Raw genomic sequence first — 17141 nt, 5'->3', positions numbered from 1 at the left:
TGGCGATGCTGACTGGCAGGGTGGTCCGGTTCGACGAGGTGCGGGGTTACGGCTTCATCGCTCCGGACGGCGGCGGGGACGACGTGTTCGTGCACGCCAACACGGTCGACGGCGACAAGTGGGCGCTGGGGCCGGGCGTCCCGGTGGAGTACGAGGCGGTGGAGAACGAGCGCGGCCCGAAGGCGCTGACCGTACGCGTGCTCGGGCCCGCCGTGGCGGGCGAGCGCACCGCCCCGGTCCGGACGGTCGCACCGTCGACGGGGCGCGGCCACGAGTCGGGCCAGGGCGGGCTCGAGGACGAGGAGGGGCTCTGTGACGTGCTGTCCGAGCGGTCCTTCGTCACGGAGACCACCGAGGCGCTGCTGATCTCCGTGCCGGACCTGACCGGGGCGCAGATCGTGGCGGTGCGCGCCCGGATGCTGGCGCTGGCGCGGCGGCACGGCTGGGTGGAGGGCTGAGGCTGCCGCCTCCCCCGCTGCGCGTGGGGTCGAGCGGCCGGTGCGGCCCCGTCGCGCGGCGGGTTCGGCACGGTCGGCCGGTGCGGCGGGCGCTGCTCGGCGACGCCGACCCGGTCGACCGGTTCGCGGTCAGCCGGCCGCGATGAGCAGCGACTTCCTGATCCGGCCCTGCGCGCTGCGGGGCAGTTCGTCGACGAAGTGCACCCGGCGGGGCCGCTGGCCGGCCGACAGGTGGCGGCCCACGTGGTCGATGAGCACCTGGGCGGTGAGCCCCTCGGCGGCGACGACGTACGCGGTGACCTGCTCGCCCTGCCCGGCGTGCGGGGTGCCGACCACGGCGGCGTCGCGGACCCCGGGATAGCTGAGAAGCACCTCCTCGACCTGCCCGGCGTGGACCCGGCGGGTGCGGCCGTGCACCACGTCGGTCCGTCGCCGCCCGATGATCCGGTGCGAGCCGTCGGCCGCCACGGTGGCGAGGTCGCCGGTGGCGTGCCAGCCGGCGGCGTCGGCGCACCGCCCGCGCCCGTCGACATAGCCGCTGGACAGCGTGGGGCCCCGGATGCTCAGCTCCCCGACGGACTCGCCGTCGGCCGGCACCGGCCGGTCGTCGCGGTCGAGGATCCGGGTCTGCACGCCGGGCAGGGGCGTCCCGGCGGTGCCGGCGGCGCAGGGCGCGTCGACCCGCCCGGTCACCGCGATCAGGGTCTCGGTGGTGCCGTAACCCTGGATGAGGGAGTGCGAGGTGAGCAGGCGGAGCCGTTCGGTCACGGCGGGGGCCAGCGGGGCGTCGGCGGAGACCAGGATCCGGGCCCCGGACAGCGACCGGGCCCAGGGGTGGTCCCGCGAGATGCGCGCCCACTGGCCGGGGACGGCCAGGTACATGGTGCCGACCGGGCCGGCGGCCGCGTCCCGGTCGAGGTGGACGAAGCGGCTGCCCGTGCGCAGCGCGCCGAGCAGGCCCACCACCAGGCCGTACGCCCGGAACAGCGGGGCGCCCTGGACGAGGACGTCCTCGCCGTTCCACCGCCACGCGTCGGCCAGCAGGTCCAGGTCGGCGGCGATGGCCCGGCGGGAGACGCGGACGCCCCTCGGTGGCCCGCTCGCGCCGCCGGTGTAGAGGATCACCGCGTCGGCGTCGGGGTGCGGCTCGGGTTGGTGGGCCGAGGAGCGTCGGCTCAGGTCGACGGGGACGGTGGCCAGCCCGGCGGCGACGACCCGGTCGGGGGCGTCGGAGGGGTCGCGGCCGAGGAGCACGGTCGCGCCGGACTCCCGCAGGATGCGGCCGCGCTCCCGCGCGTCGGCCCGGGGCGGCAGGGGCACCAGCGGCACGCCGGCCTGGACGGCCCCGACCATGGCGACGACGGTCTCCAGGCTGGGGGTGGCGTCGACGGCGACCGCGGCGGCGCCCCGGATCCGGTCGGCGACCGCGTTCACGCAGCCGAGCAGGGCTTCGCTGGAGAGCGTCCGCCCGGCCACCCGGACGGCGTCGGGGCGGTCCGCGCCGGAGGCGCGTAATGCCTGCAGCAGTGTCATCCGCCCTAACCTCTGTCGAGGGCGCCGACGAGGCTCGGCAGTGGCAGGGACATCGCGGCCACAGAACCCTTCGCGTCATGGGTGCGGTAGCCCCATATCCGGCCATCCCCGCGTGCTGCGGGTGCCCCGAAATTAGGCTGCGCTATCGCCGGACACAACCCCTAGCCGTGGCGCGCGAGGCCCGCCACGACGCGGGGTCGCGCCGCCACCGGCGGGCGGGCGGGCCAGGCAGGACCCCCGCCGGGGCTAGGGCTGGTCGCCTTGGGCGGGGCGATGCTGTTCCGCGAACCGGCGGCCCGTCGTCGGCACTCCGCAACCGGGGCGGAATTGGAATCGCGGCGCGGGCCGTACGGATTGCGCAACCCGCCCGAAACGGAATTCCGATACATTGATTCCGACCACGCGTTCTGATTTGCCCTTGATTGACTTCAGCCACTGCAAGGGCCGCACTCCGTCGCCAGCCAATCGCGTATAACCCGCATTTAACGGCAAAGGCGTCTTTTGTTTTTGAAGCGGCCCTAATCGGGCAAGCGGGCGTCGATGCCATCGAAGGGGACGCGACCTTCCCGCGCTCCCGCCAGCCACCGCCGGCCGAGCCCGCCCCGGCGGGCAGCCCGCCCGGCCGAAATGCCGCAGGCATCGATCCCCGCCGCTCGCGCGCGGCAGCACGCCGGGCCGGCCGCCGCCCGCCGGCACCGCCGGGCCGTCACGCAGCGACATCGTCCCGCCCCTCGGGACGGGGTCGAACGCCCCGGCTCCGCACCGCCGGACATGGCCGCCCCGCCGCCGACACCCCCACCCACCACCCCACTCCCAGGACGAACGGCCCGCTCCGGCCGGGGTCGCGCCGCGACGGGCCCGGCCGCCGGGGCGGCAGACCCGCCGGACGCCGACGCGGCGCCGAGCGCGCGGATACCACGCAGCGCCACCGTCGCCGGAGGCCGGGCGCGGGCCGGCGCCGGCGGGACCGGCGACTCTCCGCACCGCGTCACGGGGAGCGCTCCCTTGGGGTCAACGGGGCCGCACAGCCCTTTCCACCCAATTGTCGGCAAGCCCCGAAAACGGCATCAACCGACCGGAGAAACGCTCACGTATCACTTTGTGAATTCACCCGGCGACGGTCCGCTGTCAGTTCCGCCGACGCGCCCAGCGCCGCCCGAAGGCACCAAACCGATGTTTGCCTATCCTTTACAACCTTCGGCTTGCCGCCCAATTGCCGGACTGCCATACTCCCAGCATGCACGGCGGTCGATAGCGGGGGGATGCGTCCGGACGGGCCCTAGAATTGTCGAAGGTGCTGGTAGAACCCTGGTCCGGGAACATCAGCCAGTCAAGCTAATCGATGGCCCGCCGCGAACGCGTGACGGCCGTCTATATTCGCCAATACGGGAATGGGTCGAAAATTGCCGGTCTCCGATTTCGTCAGGCTCGATGGCAGACCAGGGAAGGTGGCGGGCCCCGTGACGGCTGACCCCGCGCGCCTTCCGAGGCTACGCCCATGGAGCTGAGCGAACGGTCCCACCAGCTCGACCTCCTGGCCCGCCGGCTCGGCGACCTGGGCAGCCCCGCCGGTCCGCCCGCCGACGCCCGACCGGTGATCGCGCTGACCGGACCCGTCGGCTCCGGCAAGACCACCCTGTTGCAGGCCTTCGCCCGGCGGGCCGCCGACGCCGACGCCCGCTTCCTCGGGGCGAGCGCCTCCCGGGCCGAACGCGCCGTCCCGCTGGAGGTCGTCCGCCAACTCGTCCGGGCGGCTCCGCCGGACGACGCCCGCGCCCGCCTCGAACGGCTGCTCGACCAGGGCGCCCTCACCTGGCCCGACCTCGACGACGACCAGGAGGGGGCGGCCCGGACCATCGCGGCGATCGGCGGCGCCCTGCTGGAGCTGGCCGCCCGGGGTCCCCTGGTGATCGGGGTCGACGACGTCCACCACGCCGACGTGCCGTCGCTGCGCTGCCTGGACTACGTGGCCCGGCGCATTCCCGGCCTGCCCGTGCTGATCGTGCTGACCGAGGCGCCCCGCACCCGGCCGTGGCACCCCGAGGTCTACGCCGAGCTGCTGCAACCCGCCCGGCTGCACCGGATCCGGATCCCCCTGCTCACCCCGGACGGGACCTACCAGGCCCTGGCCGACCGGCTCGGCGTGCCGACGGCGCGGAGCGTCGCCGAGGAGGTGCACCGGATCAGCGGCGGAAACCCCCTGCTGGTGCAGGCGCTCGCCGACGACCACCTGACCGCCGCGCCGCGCGGCGCGGCCCGCCCGGAGGCGGGCGAGGCGTTCCGGGAGGCCGTGCTGAGCTGCCTCTACCGGTGCGAGCACCTGGTGCTCAAGGCCGCCCGGGCGCTCGCGGTGACCGGCGAACCGCTGCACGGCGCCCTGCTGCCGCAGCTCGTCGGCGTACGCGCGGAGTCCGCCCTGCTCGCGATCGACGCCTCCACCAGCGCCGGCCTGATCACCGAGGGCGGGCTCCGGCACGCCGCCGTCGGCCGGGCCGTGCTCGACGGGACCACCGCCGAGGAACGCGCCCGGCTGCACCGGCTGGCCGCCTGCCTGCTGCACGAGGACGGCGCGTCGCCGGTCCTGGTCGCCGGGCATCTGCTGCGCACCGACGAGCTGGCTGAGCCGTGGATGGCCCGGACCCTGCTCGACGCCGGTGAACAGGCGCTGCTGGACGGTGAGGTGGACGCGGCCCTGCGGTTCCTGCGCCGCGCCAACCGGGACTGCGCCGACGAGTGCCTGCGGGCGCGCGCCCGCTCCGCCCTCGCCCGCGCCGAGTGGCGCCTCGACCCGCAGGCCGCGATGCCCCACCTCCAGGGGGTGGCCAGCGCCGTCCGGGCCGGGCACCTGGGCAGCACGCAGGCCGCCGGGCCGATCCAGTATTTGCTCTGGCACGGCCAGATCGAGAAGGCCGTCGAGCTGGTCCAGCACCTGGGCGAGCGCGCCGACAGCAGCGACCCGCGCTCCGCCGCCGAACTGCTGGTCACCAAGGGCTGGATGGCCACCCTCTACCCCGGGGTGACGATCGACCACACGGCCCCCGCCGCGGCCCGGCGGGACCCGCTGACCGTCGCGAAGGTGAAGCAGCGGCTCCAGGGCGTGACCATGCTGGCCTCCGTGCTGGAGCGGGGCGACGGCGGTGCCGTCGAGGAGGCGGACCGGGTGCTGTCCACCATCGGGCTGGACGACGAGCGGGACATGTGGACCGCCATCTGCGCCCTGATCACCATGATCTACGCCGACCGGCTGGACCTCGCCGGCGACTGGTGCGGCCGGCTGGGCCGCAGCGCCACCGTCAGCCGGCATCCCACCCCGGCGGCGATGCTGACCGCCCTCGACGCCGCGATCGCCGGCCGGCGCGGCGACCTGCTCCGGGCGCAGAAGCTGGCCGACACCGCGCTGACCCAGCTCTCCCCGAAGGGCTGGGGCGTGGTGATCGGCATACCGCTGGCCATCCGGCTGCGGGCCCTGACGTTCCTGGGCGAGCTCGACGCGGCGGCGGCCTGCCTCCAGGTTCCCGTGCCCCAGGTGCTCTTCGAGACCCCGTTCGGGCTGCACTACCTGCACGCCCGGGGGCTGCACGCGCTGGCCGCCGGCAGCCCGGAGAGCGCCCTGGCCGACTTCCAGCTCTGCGGGCAGCTGATGACGGCCTGGCGGCTGGACCTGCCGGCGCTCATCCCGTGGCGCACCGAGTCGGCCCGGGCCCTGCTGCAGATCGGCCGCCGGCAGCAGGCCGAGAAGCTGGTCCGGGAGGAACTGGGCCGGCTGCGGCCCGGCCACGTGCGCTACCGGGCCGCCGCGCTGCGGGTGCTGGCGGCGGCGCAGGACGGGCCGGACCCGATCCCGCACCTGCGCGGCTCCGTGCGGCTGCTGCGCCAGTGCGGCGACCGGATGGAGCTCGCGCACAGCCTCACCGACCTGGGCCACGCCTACCAGCAGGCGGGCGACCTGCGGCAGGCCCGCAAGGCGGCACGGGCCGCCCGGACGCTGGCCCAGGAGTGCGGCCTGCCGCTGCTGCGGCCGGCCGCCGGCACCACCCGGGGCGGACCGGTCGGCGCCGACCCCGACGTGACGGTGCTGGTGGAAGGGCTCAGCGACACCGAGTCGCGGGTGGCCACCCTGGCCGCGCAGGGCCACACCAACCGGGAGATCGCCGAGAAGCTGTTCCTGACGGTCAGCGCGATCGAGCAGCGGCTGACGCGCATCTACCGCAAGCTCGACGTCGACTCGCGCCGGCAGTTGGCCGTTCGGCTGCGGTTGGACCGGCCCGGCGCGCTGCCGGCCGAACGCCTGGGCACGCCCCGCACGCCCCCCGGCCGCGACGACGACGCCCGGCGCTGACCCCGCCGCATTCACCGTCCCACCGACCACCCGGAACACCCGAACGCCGACGTCCGACCGCCGGACGTCCCGCCGTCGTGCCCTGGTGGAGGTGCGCCGGGACCCGAGCGTGTGACACCATCACCCCGCTGCGTCGACACCCGCCGTACGTCCCGTCGACACGTGCCGCCGCCCGGCCGTCACCGACCCCCCTTACGGCGTCGCTGGCAACCCCTAACGGCCACCCGGATCCGCAGGTTTGCGCGCGAAACGATGGGGTCTCGCGCCCGTTGTCGCACACCCGACCCGGTGCCAAACTCGCCTGGACATCCGGATCGCTCGCTGGGGAGCGCGGTCCGGTCAGGGGACAGTTCAGGTCCACCCGGCATGGCGGCCCGGTGCGCTCCACCCCTACCCGGTGCGACGGGTGGGTGTGGTGGAGGGGCGGCTGTCCGGCTTGGGGGGGCGGTGTCGGTCAGCGCCGGTGTTCCCGGCCCGGCACCGCGTACGAGAAGGGCTGACACGAGTGGTGCTGGTGCAGCGGGAGGAACAACTGGACCGGCTCCGGAGGGCGTTCGACGCCTGCGCGGAGCACCAACGCGGACACGTCGCGCTCGTGACGGGCGCGGTGGGCAGCGGCAAGACGAGTCTGTTGGAGACGTTCAGCGAGTGGGCCGCGGCCGCCGGGGGGCGGGTGCTCGGCGCGGCCGGGTCGCGGGCGGAACGCGGGCTCCACCTCGGAGTCCTGGGGCAGCTGTTCCACAGTGCAAGGCTGGAGCAGCAGGCGGCCACCCGGATCGAGAACCTGATGCGGGACGCCGCCTTCGCCGTGCCCCTGCCGGAGCCCGGTGGGGACGCGGCCGACGGGGCGGCCGACGGCGACCGGGTCTGGGCGCCCCTGCTGCACGGCCTGTTCACGGCCCTGCTCGACCTCGCCGACGCCGGGCCGCTGGTCCTCGCCGTCGACGACGTGCACCACGCCGACCCGGCGTCGCTGCACTGCCTGCTCTACGTCACCCGGCGGCTGCGGCACGCCCGGATCATGGTGGTGCTCGCCGAGGCGTCGACGCTGCGCCCGCCGCACCCGCTGTTCCGCGCCGAGCTGCTCAGCCAGCCGTACTTCTCGCGGATCAACCTGCCGCCGTTGACCGTCGACGGGATCGCCCGGCTGGTCGACGCCGACGGCGGGGCCGCCGCCCGGGAGACGGCCGAACGCTGCCTCAGCATGACCGGCGGCAACCCGCTGCTCACCCGCGCCCTCATCGACGAGCGGGCCCCCGGCGGGGCGGCCGACGAGCGGGGGGCCGACCCGACCGGCGGCGACCCCTTCGACCAGGCCGTCCTCGGCTGCCTCTACCGGCACGAGCCCGGGGTACGGCGCGTCGCGCAGGCCCTCGCCGTGCTGAACCGCCCCGTCCCGGCCGAGCTGCTCGGCCACGTCCTCGACGTGGTGCCCGAGTCGGCCGCCCCGGCGGTGCGGGTGCTGCGCACCTCCGGGCTGATGGACTCCGACCAGCTGCGCCACCCCCGCATCCTGCGGTCCATCCTGACCGACATGTCCCCCGAGGAGCGCCGCGGCCTGCACCAGCGGGTCGCCGAGGTGCTGCACGAGCACGGCGCGGAGCCGGGCGCGGTGGCCGAGCACCTGGTCGCCGCCGCGTGGGCGGACGCCCCCTGGGTGGTGCCCGTGCTCTCCGACGCCGCCGCGCAGGCCCTGGCGTCGGGCCGGCCCGACGTGGCCGCGGCGTGCCTGCGCCTGGTCGCCCGCGCCGACGTCGACGAGCGCCAGCGCACCGCCGCCACCGCGATGCTGGTCAACGCCCGCTGGCAGGTCAACCCGCTCGCCGTCAACGGGCACCTGACCGAGCTGGTGGAGACCGCGCGGGCCACCGGCTGGTCCACCGGGGCCGCCCTGTCCACCGTGCCGTTCCTGCTCTGGCAGGGGCGGGCGGAGGAGGCCACCGAGGCCGTCAGCGGCTTCTCCGGAGACGACGACCCCGGCCCCGCCGCCGGCCACGCCGGCCGGCTGCGGGCCATGCAGCTGCTGGTCTCCCTCTCCCACCCCGACCAGTTGGCCTCCGTGCGGGAGACGCCCAGCACGTGGAGCCGGGCGGCGACCGCGCCGACGTCGATCAGCCCCCAGTTGCAGGCGGTCACGGTGCTCGGCACGGCGCTGCTGCCGAACGCCGACAACGACACCGTGGCCACCGCCGAGCAACTGCTGCAACGGCACCACACCGACGACGGGGCGTTGGGGCTGCTCACCGCCCCGCTGCTCGCGCTGCTCTGGTCGGGCCGCTGCGACCGGGTCGTGGCCTGGGCCGAGATCCTGCTCAACCGGCCGGCGGTCCGGCACGCCCCGGTGTGGCGGGCCGTCGTGCGGGCGGTCCGCGCCGAGGCCGCGCTGCGGCTGGGCGACCTGCCGGGCGCGGAGCACCACGCCCGCGCGGCGCTGGAGGACATCCCCGCCCCCGCGTGGGGGGTGGCCATCGCCGGGCCGCTGGCCACGCTGATCGCCTGCGCGACCGAGGCGGGCCGGTTCGCCGAGGCCGACCGGTGGCTGGCCCATCCCGTCCCGGCCGGCATGTTCCGCACCCCGCTGGGCGTGCACTACCTGGCCGCCCGGGGCCGGCACCACCTGGCCATGGGCCGGCCGCACGCGGCGACCGCCGACCTGCGCCGCTGCGGGGAGCTGATGCGCGGCTGGGGCATCGACGTGGCCGGGCTGGTGCCGTGGCGGCTGGAGCTGGCCCGGGTGCAGCTCAGCGTCGGCAACAAGACCCACGCCACCCAGCTCCTGCAGGAGCAGCTGCGCGTCGCGCACGGCGTCGACGACCGGACCCGGGGTCGGTCGCTGCGGCTGCTCGCCACCACCGCCGCCCCGGACCACCGGCGCAAGCTGCTCGGCGAGGCGGTCAACCTGCTCCAGGGCTGCGGCGACCGGCTGGAGCTGGTGCGGGCCCTCGGCGACACCGGCCAGAGCCTGCAGCGGGCCGGCGACTCGGCGCGCGCCCGGCTGCTGGTGCGCCGGGCCTACCAGCTGGCCCAGGACTGCGGGGCGTCGGTGCTGGCCCAGCGGCTGATCCGGCGCGACGCGGGCGGCGGGCTGCCGGCGTACCCGGCCGGGGCCGAGGCGCACGAGCCGGACGACGGGCTCAGCGAAGCCGAGCGCCGGGTCGCCGCGCTGGCCGCGCAGGGGCACACCAACCGGCAGATCTCCAGCAAGCTGTTCATCACCGTCAGCACCGTGGAGCAGCACCTCACCCGGGTCTACCGGAAGCTGGACGTCAAGCGGCGCACCGACCTGCCGGCCCGGCTCGTCGCCTACGCGGAGCCGCTGGCCGAGGAGCCGCAGGGCGCGGCGTCCTGACCGACGACGCAGGGGCGGCGCGGTGGGTGACCACCGCGCCGCCCCTTTTCGCGTACGGGAGAAAGGGCTCAGCCGGCGGCGGGCGCGACGGCGCGACGCGACGCCGCCGCCTCGTCGCGGTGGCTCAGCACCAGGTCGGCGGCGGCGGTGACCCCGCCGGCCTGGCGCAGCCGGCGGCTCCACAGCGCCGCCCGGTCCCGGAAGGTCCGCTCGGTCAGCAGCCGGCGCAGCTTCGCCACGATGTCGTCGACGTCGAGGGTGTCGTCGTGCTCGACGGCCAGGGCGACGCCCGCGTCGACGACCCGGACCGCGCCGTCGTGGCAGTCGAACCAGAACGGCAGCACGAGTTGCGGCACGCCGAACCAGGCCGCCTCGTGGATCGCGTTGGCGGCGGCGTGGTTGAAGAAGACCCGCACGTGCGGGTGGGCCAGCACCTCCACCTGCGACGGCAGCCACGACTCGACGCGCAGGTTCGCCGGCAGCTCGGCGGCCGGCGGCAGGTGCCGCTGCCGGTCGGCGGGGAGCTTCCACAGCACGTGGTGGTCGGGGCCGAGCCGGGCGGCGACGTCAACGAGCGCGGCCACCTGGGCGGCGCTCGGGCGCATGATGGTGCCGAACCCGACGTAGACCACCGACTCGTGGGCGTCGAGCCAGCCGCGCAGCTCCGCGCCGTCGGGGCTCGGCACGATCTCGGTGGGCACCATCGAGCCGACCGTGCGCAGCGTCGCCGGCGCGGTGGCGAAGGGATATTCCAACCCGAAGACCGTGTACGCCAGCAGCGCCCGCGCCGCCTGCGCGTACAGCGAGGGCCGCAGCTCCACGTTGGGGATCCCGGCCGCCCTGCGGCGCTGGGCGGCGGCGGTGTTGCGGGCCAGCCGCTGCGGCTCCATCAGGGTCTTCAGCAGCGCCTCGCGGTGGCGGCCGTTGGCGGCCTGCTGGCTCGGGCTCATGTGCAGCGGCAGCCCCGACAGCGGCATCGGGTACGTCGGCGGCAGGCTGTCCTGGAGGAAGTTCGACGGCGGCACCGACACGCTGATCACGAACGGCACGCCCCGGACCGTCATCGCGTCCATCCCGAACGAGGCGAACGAGTCGACCACGGCCAGCGCCGGTGCCACCTCGTCGACCAGGGCCAGGCAGCGCTCGTACAGCTCGTACAGGTAGTCGTAGTCGACGGAGGTGTCGACGTACGTCGCGAAGTTCTCCACCCGGCTGCCGGCGGACATCCGCCGGTGGGTCTCGTCGTCCCAGTGCTCGGGGCGCACCGCCAGGCGGGCCGGCCCCAGCGACAGGAAGGTCAGCTCCCCGCCGCCGGGCAGGCCCTCGACGTCGGCCCGCCGCTCGTCAGTGCAGGCGAAGAACACCCGGCGCGCCCCCCGGCGCCTCAGCTCGCCGGCCAGCGTGAGCAGCGGGTTGAACAGCCCGGAGCTGCCCGAGGTGACGATCAGCAGCGGGCTCTCGTCGGCCGTCGTCGCGCCGGCCGCCTGAGTCGTCATCGCGCCGGCCGCCTCAGTCCATCGCCCGGCGCATGAAGCCGCGGATGCCGATGGCGCTGAACAGCACGAACACCCCGGCCAGCACGATCAGGTCCAGCCACAGCGGCACCGACTGCACCCCGGGCGGGGCGACCAGCGACCGGGTGGCCTCGCTGACATAGGTGAGCGGGTTGAGGGCGCAGATCACCTGGAACCAGGGCAGCTGGTCCAGGGCCCGCAGCGGGAACTGGGTGGCGCCGGTGAACATCAGCGGGGTCATCGTCACCGTGAACATGATCTGGATGCGGTGCGGCGGGACGAGCGTGCCGAACGTCAGGCCCATGGCCGCGCCGACCATCGCCCCGGCGGTGAGCACCCCGAGCACCGGCAGCAGCGTCGACAGCGGCCACGTGACGCCGAGCATCAGCATGCCGATGGGGATCAGCACCACCCCGGCGATGACGCCCCGGATCGCCCCGAAGACGATCTTCTCGAACGCGACCAGCGGGATCGCCATCGGCGACAGCAGCCGGTCCTCGATCTCCCGGGTGAAGGAGAAGTCCATCACCATCGGCAGGGCGGTGTTCTCCAGGCCGATGAGGAACGCGTTGAGCGCGATGACACCCGGCAGCAGCACGTTGGCGAAGTCGTTGCTGGCGTAGCCGAGGCTGGTCAGGACCTTGCCGAAGATCAGCAGCATGAACAGCGGCTGGAGGAACACCTGGGCGAAGAACGCGCCCAGCTCCCGGCTGGTGACGAACATGTCGCGCCAGAGCACCGCCCGGAAGGTGGCGAGCTGGTCCAGCCCGCGCACCGGCGCGGCCGGCGCCACGGCGGTCGACGGGGTGGCGGGTGCGGTGACGCTCACCGAAGTTCCCTTCCGGTCAGGTGGATGAAGACGTCTTCGAGGCTCGGCTGGCCGATGCTGAGGTCGCGGACCTCGCAGCGCAGGTCGGTGAGGATCTTCAGCGCCATCGGCACGGCGTTGGCCGGCGCGGTGCCGGTGTAGAGGCGGAACGACAGCGTCGCGTCCGGGTCGGCGGGGGCGTCCGGCACCGGCATCGGCGGCATCCCGGGGAACATCGGCATCCCGCCGGGCGGGCCGCCGGCACGCAGCCGCTCGACGCGCTCCACGTCGGCGACGTTGCCCAGCGCCGCCTGCACGTCCTCGGCGGGGGCACCGGCGGCCACCACCAGGGTCAGCGTGCTGCTGCCCGGCAGGGTGCGGGTCAGCGCCGCCGGGGTGTCCAGGGTGAGCAGCTTGCCGTGGTCGACGATGCCGACCCGGTCGCAGAGCTTCTCCGCCTCGTCCATGTCGTGGGTGGTCACCACGACGGTCACGCCGGCCTGCTTCAGCTCGGCGATCCGGTCGTGCACGAACAGCCGCGACTGCGGGTCGAGGCCGCCGGACGGCTCGTCGAGGAAGAGCACCTTCGGCGCGTGCATCAGCGCCCGCGCGATCATCGTGCGCTGGGCCAGGCCGCCGGAGAGGAAGTCCGTGCGGGCGTTCGCGAAGTCCTTCAGGCCCATCTGCTCCAGCAGCTCGTCGGCCCGCTTCGTGCGCACCGACCGGGACACCCGGTGGTACGCCGAGTGGAACAGCAGGTTCTGCCGGACGGTCAGCGCCCGGTCCAGGTTGACCCGCTGCGGCACCACCGCCAGCAGTTGCCGGGCCGCGGCCGGCGAGCGGACGACGTCCGCCCCGCACACGACCGCCCGCCCCGAGGTGGCCCGCACCCGGGTCGTCAGCACCCCGATCGTCGTGGTCTTGCCCGCGCCGTTCGGCCCGAGCAGACCGAAGACCTCACCGGCGGCGACGGAGAAGCTCAGCCCGTCCACCGCCGGCGGCATGTTGGGCTGGTAGCGCTTGACCAGCTCCTCGACCACCACTGCCTCGTCCACGTCGCCATGCTCCCGTCCTGGTCCCTGCTGGGACAGATGTCAATCGCTTCGTTAGGGGGTGCTAGGGGCAGGCCAGGGGCGCTGTCACAGGCCCCGGGCGGCCAGCCACCGCTGCACGGTGGCGGCCAGGTCGGGGCCCCGCTCGCCGACCATGGTGAAGTGGTCGCCGTCGGCGTCCACCGCCTCGTGCGGGTACGGCCACCGCGACCGCCACCCGTCGGGTTCGCCGTGCCACTGCCCCAGCGGCCGGGTGGCCCGCACCAGCAGCGTCGCCGACTCCAGCGGGGCGGGCTGCCAGGTGAGGAACAGCGGCAGGTAGCCGGCCCAGGCGGTGGTGCGGTAGTCGTCCATCGGCGTGTACGCGCTGTCCCGCTCGACCATCCCGTCGAGCAGTTGCCCCGTCCAGCCGCCGAGCACCTCGCTGTCGGCCGGGTAGGTGTCCATCAGCACCACCGCGGCGGGCGGCCGGCCCTGCCGTTCCAGCTCCCGGGCGAGCACGTTGGCGACCATCGCGCCGCCGGAGTGTCCGGCGAGGACGAACGGGCCGCCGCCGACCGTCCGCAGCACCGTGTCGGCGTGCACCCGCAGCAGCGCGTCCAGGTCGGCGGGGAGTTCCTCGCCGACGGCGAAGCCGGGGTTGGGCAGCGCCCACACGTCGCGGTGGCCCCGGAAGCCGGCGGCGACGCGGGCGTACTCGTGCGGGCCGGAGAGCAGCGACATGGTGCAGCAGAACACGATCGGGGCCGCGCCGGTGCCGCCCTCGGCGAGCCGCAGGATCGCCGCCGGGCGGCTGAGCTGGCCGGGCTCGGTGAAGCTGGGGCGGAACTGGGCGAGCTTGACCAGCAGCTCGGCGTATCCGGCGGCGTCCTCGCGGGCCTTGGGCTCGCGGAACAGCCCGCCGAGGATGCCGCCGGCCCCCTCCGGCGTGCCGTCGCCGGCCGCCGCGTCGCCGGCCGCGCCGAGCAGCTGGCCGAGCAGGTGCCGGGCCAGCGCCGTCGGGGTGGGGTGGTCGAACAGCAGGGTGGCCGACAGGTCCGCCCCGGTCTCCTGGCGCAGCGCGTCGCGCAGCTCCAGCGCGGTCAGCGAGTCGAAGCCCAGCTCCAGGAAGTCCCGGTCGGCCTCGATCGCCCCGGGCGAGGCGTGCCCGAGCACGGTCGCCACCTGCGCCCGGACCAGGTCGAGCAGGATCCGGTGCCGGTCGCCGACCGCGCTGGCGACGAGCCGGTCCCGCAGCAGCCGCGCGGGGTCGACCACCGGCTCGTCGGCCGGCGCCTCCTCGGCGGCGTCGGACTCCGGTCGGGTCGCGAGGTGCAGCGCCGGCGGCTCCGGCCAGTACCGCTCGTGGTGGAACGCGTAGGTGGGCAGGTCCACCCGGACGGCGTCGGTGCCGGCGAAGGGCGCGGCCCAGTCGACGCCCGCCCCGCGCAGGTCGACGGCGGCGAGCGCGGCGAGCAGGGTGGCCGCCTCCGGCTGGTCCCGGCGGCCGATGGGCGCGAACGCCGCCGCGTCGGCGTCCGGCAGGCACTCCCGGCCCAGGGCGGTGAGCGCGCCGTCGGGGCCCAGCTCCAGGAAGGCGCCGACCCCGGCGGCGGCGAGGGTGGTCATTCCGGCGTGGAAGCGGACGGTGTCCCGGACGTGGTCGACCCAGTAGCCGGGGTCGGTGGAGTCGGCGGCGCTCAGCGGGGCCCCGGTGCGGTCGGAGACCAGCGGCACGGCCGGCGGATGCCAGGTGACCTTCTCGGCGACCACCCGGAAGTCGGCCAGCATCGCGTCCATCCGGGCGGAGTGGAAGGCGTGGCTGACCCGCAGCGGGCGGGTCCGGTGGCCCTGCGCGGCGAGCCGTTCGCCGGCCGCCGCCACCGCGTCGGCGTCTCCGGAGAGCACCACCGACGCGGGGCCGTTCACGGCGGCCAGGGCGACCCGGCCGTCGAGCAGCGGGGCCACCTCGGCCTCGGACGCCCGCACCGCCAGCATCGCCCCGCCGTCGGGCAGGGCCTGCATGAGCCGGCCCCGGGCGGCCACCAGCGCGGCGGCGTCGGCCAGCGACAGCACCCCGGCGACGTGCGCGGCGGCCAGCCCGCCGACGGAGTGCCCGAGGAGCTGCTGCGGGCGCAGCCCGAAGGCGGTGACCAGCCGGTACGCGGCCACCTCGTACGCGAACAGCGCCGGCTGGGTGAACTCGGTGCGGTCCAGCAGGGCCGCCTCGGGGGTGCCGGGCGCGGCGAAGACGACCTCGCGCAGCGGGCGGGGCAGGTGCCGGTCGAGTTCGGCGGCCACCTCGTCGAACGCGGCGGCGAAGACGGGGAACCGGCGGTGCAGCTGCGCGCCCATGCCGGGGCGCTGCGCGCCCTGCCCGGTGAACAGGAAGGCGAGCTTGCCGGCGGGGCGGGCCACGCCGCGTACGACGTGGGGAGCCGGCCGGTCCTCGGCGACCGCGCGCAGGCCGGCGCGCAGCGCGTCGGCGTCGTCGCCGGTGACGGCGGCCCGGTGCGGCAGGGCGGCCCGGGTGGTGACCAGCGAGTACGCCACGTCGGCCGGGGCCAGGTCGGGGTGGGCGGCCAGGTGGTCAAGCAGGCGGCGGGCCTGCCCGGCGAGGGCCGGGGCGGAGCGGGCGGAGACGATCCACGGCACCGGGGGGGCGGGCGTCCCGGCCGGCCGGGTGGGCTGGGCGTCGGCGGGGTCGGCCTGCTCGACGATGGTGTGCGCGTTGGTGCCGCTGACGCCGAACGCGGACACCCCGGCGCGGCGCGGGCGGCCGGTGTCCGGCCACGGGGTGGTCTCGGTCAGCAGGGTCACCGCCCCGGCGGACCAGTCGACGTGCGGGGTGGGCTCGTCGACGTGCAGGGTGGGCGGCAGCACCCCGTGCCGCATCGCGAGCACCATCTTGATCACCCCGGCGACGCCGGCGGCGGCCTGGGTGTGGCCGATGTTGGACTTCACCGAGCCGAGCAGCAGCGGCGCGGCGTCGCCCCGGCCCTGCCCGTACGTGGCGAGCAGCGCCTGCGCCTCGATCGGGTCGCCGAGGGTGGTGCCGGTGCCGTGCGCCTCGACGACGTCGACGTCGGCGGCGGTGAGCCCGGCGTTGGCGAGGGCCTGCCGGATGACCCGGCGCTGGGACGGGCCGTTGGGGGCGGTGAGCCCGCTGCTGGCCCCGTCCTGGTTGACGGCGCTGCCCCGGATCACGGCGAGGACTCGGTGGCCGTTGCGGCGGGCGTCGGAGAGCCGCTCGACGAGCAGCATGCCGACGCCCTCGGACCAGCCGGTGCCGTCGGCGGCGGCGGCGAACGACTTGCACCGCCCGTCGGTGGACAGGCCGCGCTGGCGGGAGAACTCGACGAAGACCGTCGGGGTGGCCATCACCGACACCCCGCCGGCCAGGGCGAGGGTGCACTCGCCGAGCCGCAGCGCCTGGCAGGCCAGGTGCAGCGCCACCAGCGACGACGAGCAGGCCGTGTCGACGGTGACGGCCGGGCCCTCCAGGCCGAGGGCGTAGGAGATGCGGCCGCTGGCCACGGCGGCGGCGCTGCCGGTGCCGAGGTAGCCCTCGACGCCGCCGCCGACCCCGGACAGCAGGGCCGCGTAGTCGCCCTGGCTGCTGGTGGCCGCGTACACGCCGGTGGGCGCGCCGCGCAGCGTCGTCGGGTCGATCCCGGCCCGCTCGAACGCCTCCCACGCGGCCTCCAGCAGCAGCCGCTGCTGCGGGTCCATGGCGAGGGCCTCGCGGGGGCTGATGCCGAAGAACGCGGCGTCGAAGTCCCCGGCGTCGTAGAGGAACCCGCCGTCGCGCACGTACGAGGTGCCCCGGCTGGCCGGGTCGGCGTCGTAGAGCGCGTCCATGTTCCAGCCCCGGTCGCCGGGGAACGGGGCCATGGCGTCGCCGCCGGCGGCGACGAGGTCCCACAGCCGCTCCGGCGAGTCGACCCCGCCGGGGAACCGGCAGCTCATCCCGATGATCGCCACCGGTTCGCCGAGCGTGGCGGCGAGCTGCTGGTTCTGCTGACGCAGCTTCTGGTTGTCGAGCAGGGACGCGCGCAGCGCGCTGACGACCTCGTCCAGCGAGACGCTCATTCGGGGCTCCTTGGGGC

Annotated in this window: 7 protein-coding genes and 1 pseudogene; 3 read left to right on the top strand and 5 right to left on the bottom strand. The window is 75.6% G+C overall.

The features are described 5' to 3' along the window. Positions 1–5: 5 nt before the first annotated feature. Positions 6–458, top strand: a complete 453-nt coding sequence (locus ACVMYR_RS18455) for a cold-shock protein (RefSeq protein WP_043964304.1) — start codon at positions 6–8, stop codon at positions 456–458. Between the two features lie 129 nt (positions 459–587). On the opposite strand, the gene ACVMYR_RS18450 is transcribed toward ACVMYR_RS18455, so the two are convergent. Further along, positions 588–1991: an AMP-binding protein gene (locus ACVMYR_RS18450; protein ID WP_077937034.1), complete on the bottom strand. Its 1404-nt coding sequence runs from the start codon at positions 1989–1991 to the stop codon at positions 588–590. 1498 nt (positions 1992–3489) lie between these two features. On the opposite strand from ACVMYR_RS18450, the gene ACVMYR_RS18445 reads away from it, so the two are divergent. Together ACVMYR_RS18445 and ACVMYR_RS18440 are read left to right on the top strand one after the other, a co-directional pair. Continuing rightward, on the top strand, positions 3490–6330 hold the full coding sequence (locus ACVMYR_RS18445) for an AAA family ATPase (RefSeq protein ID WP_077937032.1): 2841 nt from the start codon (positions 3490–3492) through the stop codon (positions 6328–6330). Positions 6331–6835: 505 nt separating this feature from the next. After that, positions 6836–9679, top strand: coding sequence for a helix-turn-helix transcriptional regulator (locus tag ACVMYR_RS18440; RefSeq protein WP_228986341.1), 2844 nt, complete (start codon positions 6836–6838; stop codon positions 9677–9679). A 68-nt stretch (positions 9680–9747) separates the two neighbouring features. On the opposite strand, the gene ACVMYR_RS18435 is transcribed toward ACVMYR_RS18440, so the two are convergent. From ACVMYR_RS18435 to ACVMYR_RS18420, 4 genes and pseudogenes are all read right to left on the bottom strand, one after another. Further along, positions 9748–11175 carry a glycosyltransferase gene (locus ACVMYR_RS18435; protein WP_457122321.1) on the bottom strand — a complete coding sequence of 476 codons (1428 nt, stop codon included), beginning with the start codon at positions 11173–11175 and terminating at the stop codon, positions 9748–9750. Positions 11176–11188: 13 nt separating this feature from the next. Continuing rightward, positions 11189–12022: an ABC transporter permease gene (locus tag ACVMYR_RS18430; RefSeq protein WP_043962725.1), complete on the bottom strand. Its 834-nt coding sequence runs from the start codon at positions 12020–12022 to the stop codon at positions 11189–11191. After that, entirely contained in the window at positions 12019–13056 is a 1038-nt protein-coding gene (locus tag ACVMYR_RS18425; protein WP_043962724.1) for an ABC transporter ATP-binding protein, read from the bottom strand. The genes ACVMYR_RS18430 and ACVMYR_RS18425 overlap by 4 nt, the downstream gene beginning before the upstream one ends. 84 nt (positions 13057–13140) lie before the next feature. Continuing rightward, positions 13141–17124 (bottom strand): annotated as a pseudogene (locus ACVMYR_RS18420) (type I polyketide synthase); the annotation flags it as partial. Positions 17125–17141 lie beyond the last annotated feature (17 nt).

Source organism: Micromonospora sp. PTRAS2 (genome assembly GCF_054052245.1).
The sequence above is the reverse complement of the archived record's forward strand: the minus strand, read 5'-3'. Positions and strand labels throughout refer to the sequence as shown.